Source organism: Erythrobacter sp. S227 (assembly GCF_057364925.1).
Genome location: NZ_CP200280.1, coordinates 1,517,236 through 1,532,055, shown reverse-complemented (window position 1 = coordinate 1,532,055; position 14,820 = coordinate 1,517,236). Strand labels below are relative to the sequence as shown.

General features: G+C 57.7%; 15 protein-coding genes. 9 read left to right on the top strand and 6 right to left on the bottom strand.

Annotation, left to right across the window (positions count from 1 at the left end):
* The first annotated feature begins 194 nt into the window (after window positions 1-194).
* From AC0V6Q_RS07475 to AC0V6Q_RS07455, 5 genes are all read left to right on the top strand, one after another.
* The gene (locus AC0V6Q_RS07475) at window positions 195-2,303 is read left to right on the top strand and encodes a CHASE2 domain-containing protein (RefSeq protein ID WP_486167763.1); all 2,109 of its coding nucleotides are present in this window, start codon (window positions 195-197) and stop codon (window positions 2,301-2,303) included.
* Complete coding sequence (locus tag AC0V6Q_RS07470) at window positions 2,290-3,036, top strand: hypothetical protein (protein ID WP_486167762.1); 747 nt, start codon at window positions 2,290-2,292, stop codon at window positions 3,034-3,036. The genes AC0V6Q_RS07475 and AC0V6Q_RS07470 overlap by 14 nt, the downstream gene beginning before the upstream one ends.
* A 115-nt stretch (window positions 3,037-3,151) precedes the next feature.
* Window positions 3,152-3,514, top strand: a complete 363-nt coding sequence (locus AC0V6Q_RS07465) for a thiol-disulfide oxidoreductase DCC family protein (RefSeq protein ID WP_486169277.1) — start codon at window positions 3,152-3,154, stop codon at window positions 3,512-3,514.
* 90 nt (window positions 3,515-3,604) lie between these two features.
* Entirely contained in the window at window positions 3,605-4,774 is a 1,170-nt protein-coding gene (locus AC0V6Q_RS07460) for an alpha-hydroxy-acid oxidizing protein (RefSeq protein WP_486167761.1), read from the top strand.
* 168 nt (window positions 4,775-4,942) lie between these two features.
* Window positions 4,943-5,104, top strand: a complete 162-nt coding sequence (locus tag AC0V6Q_RS07455) for a hypothetical protein (protein WP_486167760.1) — start codon at window positions 4,943-4,945, stop codon at window positions 5,102-5,104.
* A 40-nt stretch (window positions 5,105-5,144) separates the two neighbouring features.
* Here AC0V6Q_RS07455 and AC0V6Q_RS07450 read toward each other — a convergent pair whose 3' ends face one another.
* Window positions 5,145-6,596: an NAD-dependent succinate-semialdehyde dehydrogenase gene (locus AC0V6Q_RS07450; protein ID WP_486167759.1), complete on the bottom strand. Its 1,452-nt coding sequence runs from the start codon at window positions 6,594-6,596 to the stop codon at window positions 5,145-5,147.
* Between the two features lie 240 nt (window positions 6,597-6,836).
* Between AC0V6Q_RS07450 and AC0V6Q_RS07445 the strand changes: the two genes are divergently transcribed.
* The 4 genes from AC0V6Q_RS07445 (at window position 6,837) to fghA (ending at window position 9,870) form a co-directional block, all read left to right on the top strand.
* Entirely contained in the window at window positions 6,837-7,499 is a 663-nt protein-coding gene (locus tag AC0V6Q_RS07445) for an alternative oxidase (protein ID WP_486167758.1), read from the top strand.
* A gap of 64 nt (window positions 7,500-7,563) precedes the next feature.
* Entirely contained in the window at window positions 7,564-8,670 is a 1,107-nt protein-coding gene (locus AC0V6Q_RS07440) for an S-(hydroxymethyl)glutathione dehydrogenase/class III alcohol dehydrogenase (protein ID WP_486167757.1), read from the top strand.
* Window positions 8,670-9,026: a cupin domain-containing protein gene (locus tag AC0V6Q_RS07435; protein WP_486167756.1), complete on the top strand. Its 357-nt coding sequence runs from the start codon at window positions 8,670-8,672 to the stop codon at window positions 9,024-9,026. The genes AC0V6Q_RS07440 and AC0V6Q_RS07435 overlap by 1 nt, the downstream gene beginning before the upstream one ends.
* 1 nt (window position 9,027) lies before the next feature.
* On the top strand, window positions 9,028-9,870 hold the full coding sequence (gene fghA / locus AC0V6Q_RS07430; RefSeq protein WP_486167755.1) for an S-formylglutathione hydrolase: 843 nt from the start codon (window positions 9,028-9,030) through the stop codon (window positions 9,868-9,870).
* Here the strand turns inward: fghA and AC0V6Q_RS07425 are convergent.
* The 5 genes from AC0V6Q_RS07425 to AC0V6Q_RS07405 all read right to left on the bottom strand — a co-directional run bounded on the left by AC0V6Q_RS07425 (window position 9,867) and on the right by AC0V6Q_RS07405 (window position 14,624).
* Window positions 9,867-10,877, bottom strand: coding sequence for a fumarylacetoacetate hydrolase family protein (locus tag AC0V6Q_RS07425; RefSeq protein ID WP_486167754.1), 1,011 nt, complete (start codon window positions 10,875-10,877; stop codon window positions 9,867-9,869). The genes fghA and AC0V6Q_RS07425 overlap by 4 nt on opposite strands.
* The gene (maiA, locus tag AC0V6Q_RS07420) at window positions 10,874-11,524 is read right to left on the bottom strand and encodes a maleylacetoacetate isomerase (protein ID WP_486167753.1); all 651 of its coding nucleotides are present in this window, start codon (window positions 11,522-11,524) and stop codon (window positions 10,874-10,876) included. Before maiA ends, AC0V6Q_RS07425 begins: the two co-directional genes overlap by 4 nt.
* Before the next feature lie 108 nt (window positions 11,525-11,632).
* The gene (locus AC0V6Q_RS07415; RefSeq protein WP_486167752.1) at window positions 11,633-11,998 is read right to left on the bottom strand and encodes a response regulator; all 366 of its coding nucleotides are present in this window, start codon (window positions 11,996-11,998) and stop codon (window positions 11,633-11,635) included.
* Window positions 11,999-12,089: 91 nt separating this feature from the next.
* Complete coding sequence (locus AC0V6Q_RS07410) at window positions 12,090-12,704, bottom strand: hypothetical protein (RefSeq protein ID WP_486167751.1); 615 nt, start codon at window positions 12,702-12,704, stop codon at window positions 12,090-12,092.
* A gap of 177 nt (window positions 12,705-12,881) precedes the next feature.
* The gene (locus AC0V6Q_RS07405) at window positions 12,882-14,624 is read right to left on the bottom strand and encodes a vWA domain-containing protein (RefSeq protein ID WP_486167750.1); all 1,743 of its coding nucleotides are present in this window, start codon (window positions 14,622-14,624) and stop codon (window positions 12,882-12,884) included.
* Window positions 14,625-14,820: the final 196 nt, after the last annotated feature.

Below are 14,820 nucleotides of genomic sequence, written 5' to 3'. Positions count from 1 at the left end.
TATGCGCACCATGAAACCACCAGAGTGTGAATTTTTTCCTATTCTGTTCCTGTCGTCTAATCTCATAAGCATTCCCGTAAGCGAGGCGCAAAACTGCATCTTGGGCAGGCTCAGCCCTTGCCCGTTCGCGGTAAACCTGCTTTTCAAGCCGTCATGGCAGAGCTTTTCCTGTCGGGGGCTTAGGGGGATCGGCAATGGCGGATGACGCCACCAGGAAGAAACGCATCGGTGCATTCGCGCGCAATGTTCGCGGGCTTCGCGAAGCGGGCACGGTGCAGATCATCAGCATGCTGGTCTTCGTGGCTTTTGCGATCTTCATCGCACGGTTCAGCTGGGCTTTGCCCGGCGGCGGAGAGCCGACACCTCTTACCAATGACGCAGAACGCGCTCTTTACGATACACGCGCTTATCTTGCCGCAGACCTCGTCGAACAGGATGATCGTATCGTGCTTGTCGTTTATGACGATGAGGCGCTGATCAATCTGGAAAAGCGTTCGCCATTGCCACGCGACGCATTGGCTGAAGCTTTGCGCAATCTCGACGCGATGGGGGCAAAGGCAATCGGGATCGATATCCTGTTCGACCAACCTCAGGCCGAAGACATCGAACTTGTCGACACTTTGCGCAGCATGCAAACGCCGACGTCTGTTGCCTATGCGACGCTTGCGACGAATGAGGCGGACATAGTCTATCGGCAACAAGAGTTCCTTGATGAATTTATGGCCGCAATCGAGGACGGCGACACCAACGCAAGGCGCGCCAGCATTCGCCTTGATGACGAATTTGGCGCGACGCGGGTTTGGCCCGATATCATCCCCGACCTGCCGCCCCTCCTTGGCCGAGCGATGCTCGAAGACGCAGGCGGGCCGTATGAGGAATTCGAGGGGTATGAAGGCGCAATCGAATATCGCCGCGCATTGAGAGCCGACTTTGCCGATGATGTCGACCCCGAAGCGCCGGTGGAGGGGCAGGTCGAGGAGCCTTTGTTCTTCTCACCTTCAATCGAATTGTTCTTGGATTTAGACCCTGAAGTGGCCGAATTCGTGGCACAGGAAATAGAAGGCAAATACGTCCTCATCGGCGGCGATATCCTTGATTACGATCGGGTGGCCACGCCGTTCACATCCTGGACCGGGTTTGAACCGTCCGGATTATCAGTCCACGGCGAACTGATCGCACAAATGCTCGACGGGAAGCGACTTACGCAAATTCCGGCGTGGACCATCTGGGTTATGGCCTTTGTCGTTGTGGGAAGCGCGATTGTCGTCGCTCTTCTGGAGTGGTCTGCACCAAAGCTGGTCCCGCTGTTGCTGGGACTGGGGGCGATCTATGTCGGCCTGCCCTTCGTGCTCCATTTTAACGAGGTGGACACCTACGGGCTGCCCGCCGTGGGTTGGTTGGTCGCCTGGATCATCACCTTCACCGTCGTGACCGCCGCTTCGCGTTCGGCAGGCGCAGCGCAGCGGTCCTTTGCGCAAGGGGCGCTTGGCAAATACATCCCGCGCGATATCGCAGAGGCGATTATTGACGAACCCGATCTCCTCTCGCTTGGCGGGGAGAAGCGCGAGATTTACGTGATGTTCTCCGACCTTGAGGGTTTCACCAAGATGAGCCACGCGATCGAACCGGAAATGGTCGCAAAACTGCTCAACCGCTACCTCGAAATGCTTAGCAAGGTCGTGCTCGACCATGGCGGGGTGATCGATAAATATGTCGGCGATGCAGTTGTCGCGTTCTGGGGCGCTCCTATTGCCCGCGAAGACGATGCGGAGCGCGCTCTTAAGGCAGGTCATGCCATCTGGCAGGCGGGCGAGGATTTCCGCGAAGAGGTCGCTGCGATGGACCCCGATCTGCCCAAGATCGGCAAGACCCGCGTTGGGCTACACTTTGGTGAAGCGGTCGTGGGGAATTTTGGCGGGGAAACCCGTATCCAATACACCGCGCTTGGCGATTCCATGAACACCGCAGCACGGCTTGAGGCGGCGAACAAGCCGCTAAAATCCAGCGTCTCTGCAAGCCGCGAGATCATCGAGAAAGCCAAACCGGATTGGTGGGTGCCGATGGGGCGCATTGTCCTTCGCGGGCGGGCCCAGCCGGTCGATATCTATCAACCCAAACCCGGTTTTCCTGAAGAAGACCGTCGCAAACTTGAAGAAGCCGTTCAGGTTTCAGATAGCAATCATGAACTAGCAGTGGAGCTAATTGATCAAGTGGTCGCTGGTCATCCCGAGGATTCGGCGCTAGAAAACTACGCAGCACGAATTCGTAATTTGAACGATGGGGGAGCATATGTTCTCGGTTAAATTCAAGGCCCGCGCATTGGGCCTCGCGCTTGCGGGCGCATGTTTGTCAGTGTCAGGGGCGGCCGCCGCTGGCGTAGTGGTAAAATCCACCGGACCTTCGGCGGGAACCTATCCCGTGGGTAAGAAGGTCGCGGACACATCAACGATCACTCTTCGCGCAGGCGACAAGATCACTGTGCTGGTCAATGGCGGCACGAAAGTGATGCAGGGGCCAGGCACCTTCCGCGTCGGAGAGGGCGCGACCAAGACGCGCGCACGATTTGCTCGCCTTACCCGTCAAGGTGCATCAAGCCGGGCTCGCACCGGGGCAGTGCGGGGCGGAGTAAGAGGCCCTGTCGGCATGCCTAACCTGTGGCTCGTCAATGTGGCCGCATCGGGCACCACTTGCCTTTATGATCTGGAAAATGTCCAGCTCTGGCGTCCCACCGCCGATGAGCGTGCAACCTACACAATCGCGGAAAAAGGAACTGATGCTCAGGTAGAGGTCAGCTTCGTTACAACCGAACCGGACCGTGCGCTTGATCCTGAAGGATTGAAACTCGCCGATGGTGCGACATACACGATCACTGGTCCCGCGAGCGGGGAAGCAGTGAGCGAGTCGGTCGATGTGAAGATCGTCGCTTTGACAGAAACCTATCGTCAGCCTGATGCGCTGGCGGCGGCTCTTGCCGAAAACGGATGCATGGGACAGCTCGCAGCGCTCGGCGATATTGCCGAAGCCGAGGCGTCCTAACAAGCCAATCTACCTAGCAATCAAGAGCGCCGGGTGTTTCACACCTGGCGTTTTTGCTTTTGGGACACATGGGATCCCCTTGAATAGCGGGTGGTCAGACCACACCTTGTTCCGCATGGAAGTCTCCGCCAATTCCCGCACAAAAGTCTGGTTCGATGGAGCTTGCCCGCTTTGCCTGCGCGAGATCGCTGTGATGAAGCGGCTTGATCGGGGCGGGGCGATTGATTTCGTCGATGTATCGGGCAGCGGTGACCCCAGCTGTCCCATTGACCAGTCGCAATTGCTCGCGCGTTTCCATGCTGAGGAAGACGGTAAGGTTCTGAGCGGTGCAGCGGCTTTTGCCGCCATGTGGCGCGCGATCCCCATGCTGCGCCCGTTGGGAGTGATCGCCAAGAACCGCGTCGTTCTCGCGCTGCTGGAAAAGCTGTATCTTGTGTTCCTGAAGGTGCGGCCGCGCTTGCAAAAAATGCTGCGTTAATCCTTCCCGCTTTTTCTCACGAAAAGACTTGCCCCGCTCGCACGCATGGGGTCAATCTCTTAGCCAAAGGATAATGGAGAGAGAACGCCCATGGAAAACTTTGGCGGGATGCAGAACGAGATTTACAATGCGGGGCTGCAAGGGCTCCTTCCCGATTACCCGGTTGATTTTGCAACGTTGGAAAAGCGCGGGCAGGAAGCCCTGGGCGAGATGCTCACCAATTATGTCGCCGGAGGTTGCGGGGACGAGCATACCCAGAACAGCAATTCAGGCGCTTTCCACCACTGGGGTATGGTCCCGCGCATGATGGTCGATTGCACCGAGCGTGACCTTTCTATCGATCTGTTCGGAATGAAGCTCAAAAACCCGCTCTTCATGGCGCCGATTGGCCTTAACGGAGAGGCAACGCAGGATCGTCACGGCGATATGGCTGCGGCGCGCGCCTCTGCCGAAACGGGCGTGCCGTTTTGCGTTTCGACCCTCGGCAATGATCCGATGGAGGATGTGTTTGAAGCATGCGGCGATACGCCAGCTTTCTTTCAACTCTACACTCCGCGCAATCGCGAGCTTGCGACAAGCCTTATCAAACGCGCCGAAGCGTCAGGGGCAAAGGCGATCGTCGTCACTCTCGACACATGGCTCACCGGTTGGCGTCCGCGCGATCTTAACGCCTCCAACTTCCCGCAACTGCGCGGCAAGGTCATGCAAAACTATTTCACCGATCCGGTCTTCCGGGGGATGCTTGAAAAGCCGCCGGAGGAAGATCCCAAGGCGGCAATCATGCTGTTCGCAGGCATTTTTGGCCAAGTGCTGACGTGGGACGATATGGAGTGGTTCAAGTCTGTGACCGACCTTCCCATCGTGCTCAAAGGCATCTGTCATCCTGATGATGCGCGCCGCGCGGTCGATCACGGGGCGGATGCGGTCTACTGCTCAAACCATGGCGGGCGTCAGGCCAATGGCGGCATCGCAACGATCGACCTGCTTGCCGATGTGGTGAAAGCAAGTGGCGACACGCCCGTGCTGTTTGACAGCGGCGTTCGTTCAGGCAGCGATGCTGTCAAGGCTTTGGCCCTTGGCGCGACTGCTGTGGGTGTCGGGCGTCCTTATACCTACGGTCTTGCCATTGGCGGGGCGAAGGGAGCGGCATGGGTTTTGCGCTCTATACTCGCCGAGGCCGACCTGCTGATGGCTGTCAATGGCTATCCCGATCTGGCGGCGGTTCGCGAGGCCGGCGCCATACGGACGGACCGAGCGTGATCACAATTGTGTGACGGTTTCAATCCCCTAGGGCGGCGTCCCTATGTGGATGAAACGGGATATTAATTGTAAAACCCTATTACCGGACTCGAATTTCGACTCAGTTTTCCACAGGAACGCTGTTAGCCTTTGGTTAACGATAAAAATCAATTCGGGGACGCGACAAGAATGGAACGACCAACGATCATCTCATCTGGTCCAGACGCAATGGGCCGCACCGTCTGCTTCGGCAACGAAAGCTCGCGCCGCGCGCGCTATGGCCGAATTCAACCGATGCCGACGAAAAAGCCGCTTGCGAAACTGATCTCGGGCCTTTTCCGCTTGCGTTAAGCAGCGCCCGCCAATCCGAACCTATGGAATAAAACCGCTCTCACGGTGCCGATTTGGCGACTGTGACCAGTTTTGTTTCGGTGTATCCGAGATAACCCTCAACCCCGCTTTCAGAGCCAAATCCGCTGTCACCGACCCCGCCAAACGGTGTTTCGGGTGACCCCACCGCGAAGTGGTTGATCGCGACCATGCCAGCACGAAGCGAATTGCCAAGATAATGGCTTTCATCGAGCGAGGCCGTGAAAGCGTAAGCGGATAGTCCGTAGCGAAGAGAGTTCGCAATCTCGACCGCTTCTTCAATCGTATCATACGGCACGATGCCAGCCACAGGGCCGAAGGGTTCCTCTGTCATGAACTGGCTTTTGAGCGATGGACCCGCGATGACCGTCGGCGTGAAGAAATGCCCTGGCCCTTCCAACGCCTTCCCGCCGCTGACGATTTCACCTTCATCTGCCTCCATTGATGCGACCAATTGCTGCATCGCTTCCAAGCGGCCTTTATGCGCCAGAGGGCCCATGTCCACGCTGTCATCCACGCTCGCATCGCCAATCTTGAGCTTTTGCGAACGCGCGGCGAATTCTGCGACGAATTTGTCGTAGATCCCGCGCGCGACAAGGAACCGTGTAGGCGAGACGCACACTTGCCCCGCATTGCGGAACTTTGTCGCAGCGCAGGCCGCAACAGTGCGTTCAAAATCGGCGCTTTCGCCGATTACCACCGGGGCATGGCCGCCAAGCTCCGAGGTGTAGCGCTTGAGGCCTTTGGCCGCCAAAGCTCCCAATTGCCTGCCTACTGCGGTCGAGCCGGTGAAGCTGACTTTGCGGGTGATGTCGGCGGTGATGAGATGCTCTGAAATCATCGCCGGATCGCCATAAACGATATTGAGCACGCCTGATGGAAGCCCTGCGTCAACGAAGCATTCTGCGAGCATTTGCGCTGTGCCCGGAGTTGTTTCGGCCGGCTTCAGAATAGCGCTGCATCCGGCGGCAAGCGCGCCTGCGATTTTCTTGGCTGGCAGATTGATCGGGAAGTTCCAAGGCGTGAACAGCATGGCCGGACCAACCGGCTCCTGTGTCACGCGCTGTTCAAGCAGATTGTGGCTGCGCACCGGCACAAGACGGCCACCCTGACGCTTTGCCTCTTCGGCAAGGAAGTCGATCAGATCAGCAGCACCTGCGGTTTCCCCCTTCGCCTGTGCATGGGGTTTGCCCATCTCAAGCGTCATCACACGCGCGATGGTCTCGGTCCGCTCGCGCAAGAGGTCAGCCGCTTTACGCAGGATGCGGAAACGCTCGATTGCCGGGGTTTTCGACCAGATTTTGAAGGCATCGTCCGCCGCCGAAAGAGCGGCATCCAACTGTTCCTTGGAGGCTTTGGGAGCGCGGCCGATTTCCTTTTCGGTTGCGGGGTTGATGACCGCCATCGAGCCATCGCCGCCGCTCTCCACCCATTCGGCTCCGATCAGCATTTTGACAGTGGGATAGGTGGTCATAGCGGTTCCTTGATGCTGATTGGTTTCAGAGGAAACTATCTAGCAGATGGGGCGGGCTTTTCAATCTTTGTGGAAGGGAAGGTTGGCGATTTTCCGGCGGCGGCATTCCTTGCGATTTTTGCAGAGTATTTGGATGCGACCTCCCGATAGTTGCGTGAAACAGAACAGATAGTGAGCAGGATTCGCGGGAAATCCGCCGCCTCGAACGCTATATCCCGTGGCAGAAAAGAGGTGCCCCCGATGCAGTATATCGATACCCGCCCGCTGGTCCGTCAGATCAATCATAACGCTGTGATTGATAGCCATGTCGCGCCCCTGAATTTGAGCGACAAGGTGGCCTTTGCCTTTGTGAAGCTCTTGCGCTTTTTCGCTGATACCTTCTTTGCCAAACGTTATGGTCACCGTGCCGTGGTGCTTGAAACCGTCGCTGCGGTGCCCGGAATGGTTGGCGGGCTTTGGCTGCACCTTAAAGCGCTGCGATATATGCGCGATGACGAAGGTTGGATCCGCACTCTACTCGACGAGGCGGAGAACGAGCGGATGCACCTTATGACCTTTATCGAGATCGCTCAGCCTAACCGCTTTGAGCGCGCCTTGATCGTGGCGGTGCAGCTTGTCTTCTACAATTTCTATTTTTTCCTCTATCTGTTTGCGCCGCGCACCGCCCACCGCGTGGTCGCTTATTTCGAAGAGGAGGCGGTGATCAGCTACACCGGCTACCTTGCTGAGGTGGATGCTGGACGCCATGAAAATGTGCCGGCCCCTCAGATCGCCATCGACTATTGGCAGCTTCCCCATGATGCGCGCCTTCGCGATGTCATCATTGCCGTTCGCGCCGATGAGGCAGAGCACCGCGATGTGAACCACAGCTTTGTCGAAGCGATTGATGCCAAGCGCGCCTAAGATCGCTCCTTGACCAAATTTCTCTCCTGCTGTCAGGGTGCTGAGACAGCAGGAGAACATTGCAATGAAAACCAGAGCCGCCGTCGCCTTTGAAGCCAAGAAACCGCTTGAGATCGTCGAGCTTGATTTGGAAGGCCCCAAGGCTGGCGAAGTTTTGGTTGAACTGATGGCAACCGGCATTTGCCACACGGATGCTTACACGTTGGATGGCCTCGACAGCGAAGGCATATTCCCAAGTGTCTTGGGCCATGAAGGCTGCGGCGTGGTTCGCGAAGTGGGCCCCGGCGTCACTTCGGTTGCGCCCGATGACCACGTCATCCCGCTTTACACCCCTGAATGCGGGGAGTGTAAGTTCTGCCTCTCTGGCAAGACCAATTTGTGCCAGGCAATCCGCGTGACGCAAGGTCAGGGCCTGATGCCCGATGGCACTTCGCGGATGAGCTATAAGGGTCAGACCATCTACCATTATATGGGGTGTTCGACCTTCTCCAACTTCATTGTTCTTCCAGAGATTGCGGTTGCCAAAATCCGCGATGACGCGCCGTTTGATACCACTTGTTACGTCGGCTGCGGTGTCACCACAGGGGTTGGGGCAGTGACCAACACCGCAAAGGTCCAACTGGGCGACAACGTCGTTGTGTTCGGTCTTGGCGGGATTGGCCTTAATGTCATTCAGGGCGCGAAGATGGCGGGCGCAAACCGCATTGTGGGCGTCGATATCAATCCCGCAAAGCAGCCGTGGGGGGAGAAGTTTGGCATGACCGACTTCGTAAACCCCAAAGAGACGTCTGATGTGGTCGCGCATCTGGTCGAGATGCTTGATGGCGGCGCGGATTATTCTTTCGATTGCACCGGAAACACCGACGTCATGCGCGATGCTCTGGAGTGTTGCCACAAGGGCTGGGGCACCTCGATCATCATTGGAGTTGCCGAAGCGGGTAAGGAAATATCCACGCGTCCCTTCCAACTGGTCACCGGACGCAATTGGCGCGGGACTGCCTTTGGCGGGGCAAAGGGGCGCACCGATGTGCCCAAGATCGTCGACTGGTATATGAACGGCAAGATCGAGATCGACCCGATGATTACTCACCGCCTGACCCTCGACGAAATCAACAAAGGCTTCGACCTGATGCACGCAGGCGAGAGCATTCGTAGCGTGGTGGTATTCTAGTGGCTGGTAAGGTCACGCTCGCTGACAAATTCGCCCTTTTCGACGAGCAGTGGGCTCCGCGTCTGGCGGCGCATTACAACGGCAACGAGGTTCGCCTTGCCAAGGTGGAGGGTGAGTTCCACTGGCATTCTCACCCGGACACAGACGAGCTGTTCCTTGTGATAGATGGCGAGCTTCAAATGGAGTTTCGGGACCGCACCGAAGTCATGAGCGCGGGCGATTTGATCGTGGTGCCCAAGGGCACCGAGCACCGCCCTTGTGCACGCAAAGGCGAAGTGAAGCTCCTGATTATGGACGCAGAAGGCACGCCCAATACAGGCGATGAGGCAACTGCTTACAAGCCGGTCGAGGTCTAGCGTGAAACTGAAAACTGTATCTGAAACTCGGAGCCATGGCGGCGTGCAAGGAGTTTACTCCCACTTTTCGAGCGCGACCGGCACCGAGATGACCTTCGCAGTCTTTGTCCCTGAGCATGCACCGGACGCGAAGCTGCCGGTTCTGACCTATCTTTCGGGGCTCACCTGCACCCATGCCAACGTGATGGAGAAGGGCGAATACCGCGCGGCTTGCGCCGAGCATGGCATCATCTTTGTTGCGCCCGATACCTCCCCGCGGGGAGATGACGTGCCCGACGCCGCCGATGAATACGATTTTGGCAAGGGGGCCGGGTTCTATGTCGATGCGACCTGCGAGCCGTGGGGCAAGCACTACCGTATGCGTTCTTACATCGAGCGTGAGCTGCCCGCGCTGATCGCTGAACATTTCCCGGTCGATCCTTCGCGGCAATCGATCACCGGGCATTCGATGGGCGGCCACGGCGCGCTCACCATCGGCTTGCGCAATCCTGACGCATTCCGGTCGGTTAGCGCATTTTCTCCCATCGTTGCGCCGTCACATGTGCCGTGGGGCGAAAAGGCGCTTGGACGCTATCTGGGCGAGGATCGTGCCGGGTGGCGGGAATATGATGCTGTGGCGCTTATCGAAGATGGCGCGCGCCTTCCCGAATTGCTTGTCGATCAAGGCACCGCCGACAATTTCCTTGAGGATCAGCTGCAAACGCACCGCCTGATCGAAGCCTGCACGAATGCCGGGATAACCGCCGACATCCGGATGCAGGAAGGATATGACCACTCATATTTCTTCATTTCGACCTATATGGCCGATCATATCGCGTGGCATGCAAAGCGGTTGAAGACTTAAGCCTGCACAACCGTCTGCTCGATCGCGCCGAAGATCGAGTGGTTGTCCTTGTCGCGCATTTCGACCTTTACCGTGTCACCGGGAGCCATGAACGGCGTTGAAGGCTCTCCATCGCGGATCGTCTCTATCATGCGGATTTCGGCGATGCAGGAATAGCCAAGGCCGCCTTCGGAAACGGGCTTGCCCGGACCGCCATCGCTGCCCTTGTTCGAAATCGTGCCCGAGCCGATGATCGAGCCTGCACAAAGCGGCCGCGTCTTGGCGGCGTGCGCGACAAGCTGCGCCATATTGAAGGTGGCGTCCACACCCACCTCAGCGCGCCCGAACGGCTCGCCGTTGTAATCGACCATGAGTGGCAGATGGATGAGGTTGTCCTTCCACGCCTCGCTAAGCTCATCGGGAGTGACCGCAACGGGGCTGAACGCGCTTGAAGGTTTGGACTGGAAGAAGCCAAAGCCCTTCGCCAGTTCGCCAGGTATAAGGCCGCGCAAGGAAACATCGTTGACCAGCATGATGAGCTTGATGTGTTTCGCGGCATCCTCGACCGAGACGCCCATCGGCACATCGTCGACGATCACAGCGACTTCGCCTTCCATATCGCAGCCCCATGCGGTGTCACCCAAAGGGATGTCGGCGCGCGGGGGAAGGAAGCTGTCAGAGCCGCCCTGATACATTAGCGGATCGTGGTAGAAGCTATCGGGCACCTCGGCATTGCGCGCTTTACGGACCAGTTCGACGTGGTTGATATAGGCGCTGCCATCGGCCCATTGATAGGCGCGCGGCAATGGCGAGTGCGCCTGGCGTTCGTGGAACCGCTCACACGGCACCGCTTCGTGTTCAACATCGGTTGCCAGCAACTCAAGCTCGGGCGCTACACGCTCCCAATTGTCGAGCGCCGCCTGCATCGTTGGCGCGATATATCCGGCCGCACAGCACCGCGTCAGGTCCTTTGAAACCACCACCAGTTTGCCGTCGCGGGTGCCATCGTTGAGGGTTGCAAGCTTCATGGTTTCAGTCCTTTTTGCGGATTATCGTTCTGGTTGTCTGGATGCGCGCGCTGAAACTCTGGAAGAGCAAGGCACGCAGCCTCGATCCGCATCATATGCGGCGCATCGGCAAAGTCATAGGCAAAGCGGCGCGCATTGTAGATTTGCGGCAAAAGCACGACTTCGAAAATGCCGGGTGTGTCAAACAGGAAGTCGCCTGTGCCAAGCTGCGCCAATCGCTGCTCCACCGGCACCAGCGTGCGGGCAAGCCAGTGGCGATACCAAATGTCGATTTCGTCCTGCGACTTGCCATATTCGGTTTTCAGATATTTGAGCACTGGCAGATTGAGCGGCGCGTGCAGCTCTGTTGCGATCGCATAGGTCAATTCGCGCGCTGTAAATCGGTCCTCGATATCAGATGGCAGCAAAGGCTTTTGCGGATAGGCTTCGTCCAGCCACTCGATCATCGCCATCGATTGCGCCCGGTCGCGGCCATCGGCCTCGAGCAGGGGAACGCTTCCAAACGGATTGCGGCTGGTAAAGCCTTCATCTTTTTGTTCAGATTGGAGCAGATTGACTCCAATATTCTCGTAATCCAGCCCCTTAAGCTCAAGCGCAATGCGCAAGCGATAGGAGGTGGAGCTGCGGAAATAGCCGTGGAGTTTCACATCTTCTCCTCAGAAAAACGAGACTAGTTTCGGATGAAACTTGTTCGCTTGCCGCTTTGGCAGGAGCGCGGCTGGGGAGCAAGAGGGGAGGCGCGAAAAGACGCGCCGTCAGCAGCTGGAGGGATCAGCAAGCGCTGTTCCAACGGCGTCAAGCATGCTGCTTGGCGGGCATGGCTTGATGCGCACAATCGCCTCTGGAAACCGCTCAGTAATTTCTGATCTGGATAAGCTTCCGGAATGGAATATCACAGGAATATTCTCTGCTTTCAGCGTTCTGGCGAAGGCAAAGACATTCCCGTCCTTAAGTTCCACATCAAGGATTGCCGCGTCGGGCTTGTCCTTTTGGAAGGCCAGCATGGCTGACGATATTCCTGAATGCGGCCCTTCGACCTGGAACCCTACTTCCTCGACTGTTTCGCAAAGATCATGGGCGACGATCATTTCGTCTTCGGCGATCAAAATTTTGCGGCTCATGGCGCGCTTCTCCTCTCATTTTGATCCCTCGAGAGAAGCGTAACACAGTTTTCCCAGGAAACCGATTCCGATTCGGATATTATTTCAAAGCCTAACCGTTGTTCCCGAATGTTGCGCTGAAGCCGCTTTCGTCACCGGCTGCCAGAAGCTTGGCTTGCTCGACCCATTTGTCGCGCGTGATACGCCCCTGGAACCGGCCAAGCGATGCATCCACACGCTCGACATCGGCATCGGTCCAAGCGGCGATTTGCGCAAAGGTGGTGATGCCTTGTTCGTTGAGAAGACCCACAAGCTTGGGCCCAAGGCCCTTAATGCGCTTCAGATCGTCTGGTGTGCTTGCTGCAGGGGTAGGCGCAGGTGTCGGCGCGGCTGTCGGCTCAGGCGTAGGTGCAGGCTCGACCACAGGTTTGCTTGGTGGGACCGAAGCACCGGCCTCTGCATCGGCGATAGCGGGCGCTGCTGCAAGCTTGTCCGAATTGGCAAGGGCAGAGGTTTCCCCTGTGTTGATTTCAACCGATCGCGGCGCATCAATAAGGGCCTGATTGCGGGCAGCAGGGCCCGCACCTTCGTCCAGAACATCGCCTTCTTTTTCGCCAATAACCTTGGTCTTGCGCGATGATCTGAAGATGATCCAGAGCGCGACGAGAAGCGCGATGGCAAGCAGGATAAACGGGAGGGCTTCTTGCAGGTTGGCGGGCATGTTCATGGCGCATCCTTCGAACAATTGTACGTTTGCGGAGCGCCTTTAGCAGCAAGGATTGGCCGCGCGTAGTCCTTTTTCAATTGGGAGACACCCGCCCAATAGGAAACGGCCAGGTCTTCAAATGGGCAAGCACTCGAAGACCTGGCCGCATATGGCCTTGCGCCAATTTAAAGAGGGAGCTTATCCACCGCCGCGCCGGACCGGATTTGCAGCCCCTGCAAGCGCGTTCAGTTCAAGGAATTCCTGCCGCCAGAAATTGCTCTGGCGTCCGGCAAGCGTTCCGACATCCTCGTGGGTGAAGTCCATCATCATGTCGTCGCCGCGAAGCAGCTGACCGTAAGCAGCAACAGCGGCGGCAAAGGCAAAGTCACCGCGCGGGGTCTGTGCCCGGCTAAAGGCATCGCTCATCACCACCTGTTCAAGCAGCTTTGAACGGCTGCCATTTGGCAATTTGTAGCGCAGTTTCACATGGGCCGCTTCCGCGATCCGGTTTGTGGCCGCGCGCTGGGGTTGATCTTCGTAACGGCCCCCATACCTTCTGGGCGAGATCCAGCCCTTGGTGCCGGTGGGTACGACTTCGTAAATCGCGGTTACCTGGTGGCCTGCACCAATGTCGCCTGCATCCACCGCATCATTGTCGAAGTCCTCTTCGCGAAGTGCGCGGTTTTCGTATCCGACAAGGCGGTACTGGCTGATGACAGCGGGGTTGAACTCGACCTGGATTTTCACATCTTTGGCGATTGTGAAAAGAGTGGAGCTCATCTCGTCGCCAAGCACCTTTTTCGCTTCCAAAGCGCTGTCGATATAGGCGTAATTGCCGTTACCGTGATTGGCGATCTGCTCCATCAACGCTTCGTTGTAATTGCCCGTGCCAAAACCAAGCGTGGTAAGCGTAATGCCCCTGTCGCGGTTTTTCTCGATCATTTCGACCAGAGCATCGCGGTTCGAGACGCCGACGTTAAAGTCACCGTCCGTCGCGAGGATCACGCGGTTCACACCGCCTTTGATGAAATTGTCTTCGGCAATATTGTAGGCAAGCTCGATGCCTGCCCCGCCAGCGGTCGACCCGCCCGCGTTGAGTTTGCCAAGGGCCCTGCGGATTTGCGCCGTGCTGTTCGTCGGTTCCAGCACAAGGCCGGCGGCCCCTGCATAAACCACGATGGACACACGGTCATTCTCGCCAAGCTCGCTCGCCAGCCCAGCGAGCGCCGTTTTCACGAGGGGGAGCTTGTCGGGGCTTCCCATGGAACCTGATACATCCATCAGGAACACAAGGTTCGACGCTGGCCGTTCATCGCGGGCTATGTCATATCCGCGAAGGCCAACGCGCATGAGGTAGGTGTCCTCATTCCAAGGCGTCTTGGCGACATCGATATTTGTGGTGAAAGGCGTTTCTGTGCCCGCCGGCTTATCATAATCGTAGCGGAAATAATTGATCATTTCCTCGGTCCGCACCGCGTCGCGCGGCGGCAAGGCCCCTTGGCGCAGGAAGCGGCGGGTATTGGCATAGGCGCCCGTGTCGACATCCACACTAAAGGTGCTGACAGGTTCTGCGCTGGTGAGTTTGACAGGCGACACTTCCTCGCCGTCATATTGCTCGCGGCTCGGATCGGTTGGGACCACTACAGGCGGCGCGTAATACATGTCTGCCGCTACATTGCCGCGTACTGCTCCGGTGCGTGATCGGCTCTGGCCGGTCACAATCACAGCCTCGGCTTCCGCGACTGGGGGTGGCGCCGGAGGCGGCGGCGGGGCGACAGCTACGTCACCGGGTGCACCCGTCGAGCTTGCGACATCACCTGGTGCGGTGCTGCATGCGGCCAAAAATGCAATGTGAGCGATCACCACACCGCCCAGAATTGCAGCTTTGCGGCCGTTTGATCTACCTTGCGTAAATCGTGTTCCGACACCTTCGAATGGCATTTTTCAGTCCTCCGTTCCCACCTTGGCATCTTGAACCCGAATGCAGGCAACACAGCCAAGCCATTGCCAAACCGCAATATTCCACCAGCATTCGGGACCCATATGCCTGAGGTCACAACCCCGTTAGCCCCGCGCACGAAATTCCCACGCTCAAGATGAACGGTGCATGAGTTGCGCCCAGCAACGCCAAAAGCTA

What these genes read in the sequence shown, in the direction of transcription:
- AC0V6Q_RS07460 (WP_486167761.1), top strand. Translation starts at nt 3,605, where the DNA reads ATGGAAAACTTTGGCGGGATGCAGAACGAGATTTACAATGCGGGGCTG.
- AC0V6Q_RS07425 (WP_486167754.1), bottom strand. Translation starts at nt 10,877, where the DNA reads ATGAAGCTTGCAACCCTCAACGATGGCACCCGCGACGGCAAACTGGTG.
- AC0V6Q_RS07465 (WP_486169277.1), top strand. Translation starts at nt 3,152, where the DNA reads ATGGAAGTCTCCGCCAATTCCCGCACAAAAGTCTGGTTCGATGGAGCT.
- AC0V6Q_RS07450 (WP_486167759.1), bottom strand. Translation starts at nt 6,596, where the DNA reads ATGACCACCTATCCCACTGTCAAAATGCTGATCGGAGCCGAATGGGTG.
- AC0V6Q_RS07415 (WP_486167752.1), bottom strand. Translation starts at nt 11,998, where the DNA reads ATGAGCCGCAAAATTTTGATCGCCGAAGACGAAATGATCGTCGCCCAT.
- AC0V6Q_RS07410 (WP_486167751.1), bottom strand. Translation starts at nt 12,704, where the DNA reads ATGAACATGCCCGCCAACCTGCAAGAAGCCCTCCCGTTTATCCTGCTT.
- AC0V6Q_RS07470 (WP_486167762.1), top strand. Translation starts at nt 2,290, where the DNA reads ATGTTCTCGGTTAAATTCAAGGCCCGCGCATTGGGCCTCGCGCTTGCG.
- AC0V6Q_RS07405 (WP_486167750.1), bottom strand. Translation starts at nt 14,624, where the DNA reads ATGCCATTCGAAGGTGTCGGAACACGATTTACGCAAGGTAGATCAAAC.
- AC0V6Q_RS07455 (WP_486167760.1), top strand. Translation starts at nt 4,943, where the DNA reads ATGGAACGACCAACGATCATCTCATCTGGTCCAGACGCAATGGGCCGC.
- AC0V6Q_RS07475 (WP_486167763.1), top strand. Translation starts at nt 195, where the DNA reads ATGGCGGATGACGCCACCAGGAAGAAACGCATCGGTGCATTCGCGCGC.
- AC0V6Q_RS07440 (WP_486167757.1), top strand. Translation starts at nt 7,564, where the DNA reads ATGAAAACCAGAGCCGCCGTCGCCTTTGAAGCCAAGAAACCGCTTGAG.
- AC0V6Q_RS07445 (WP_486167758.1), top strand. Translation starts at nt 6,837, where the DNA reads ATGCAGTATATCGATACCCGCCCGCTGGTCCGTCAGATCAATCATAAC.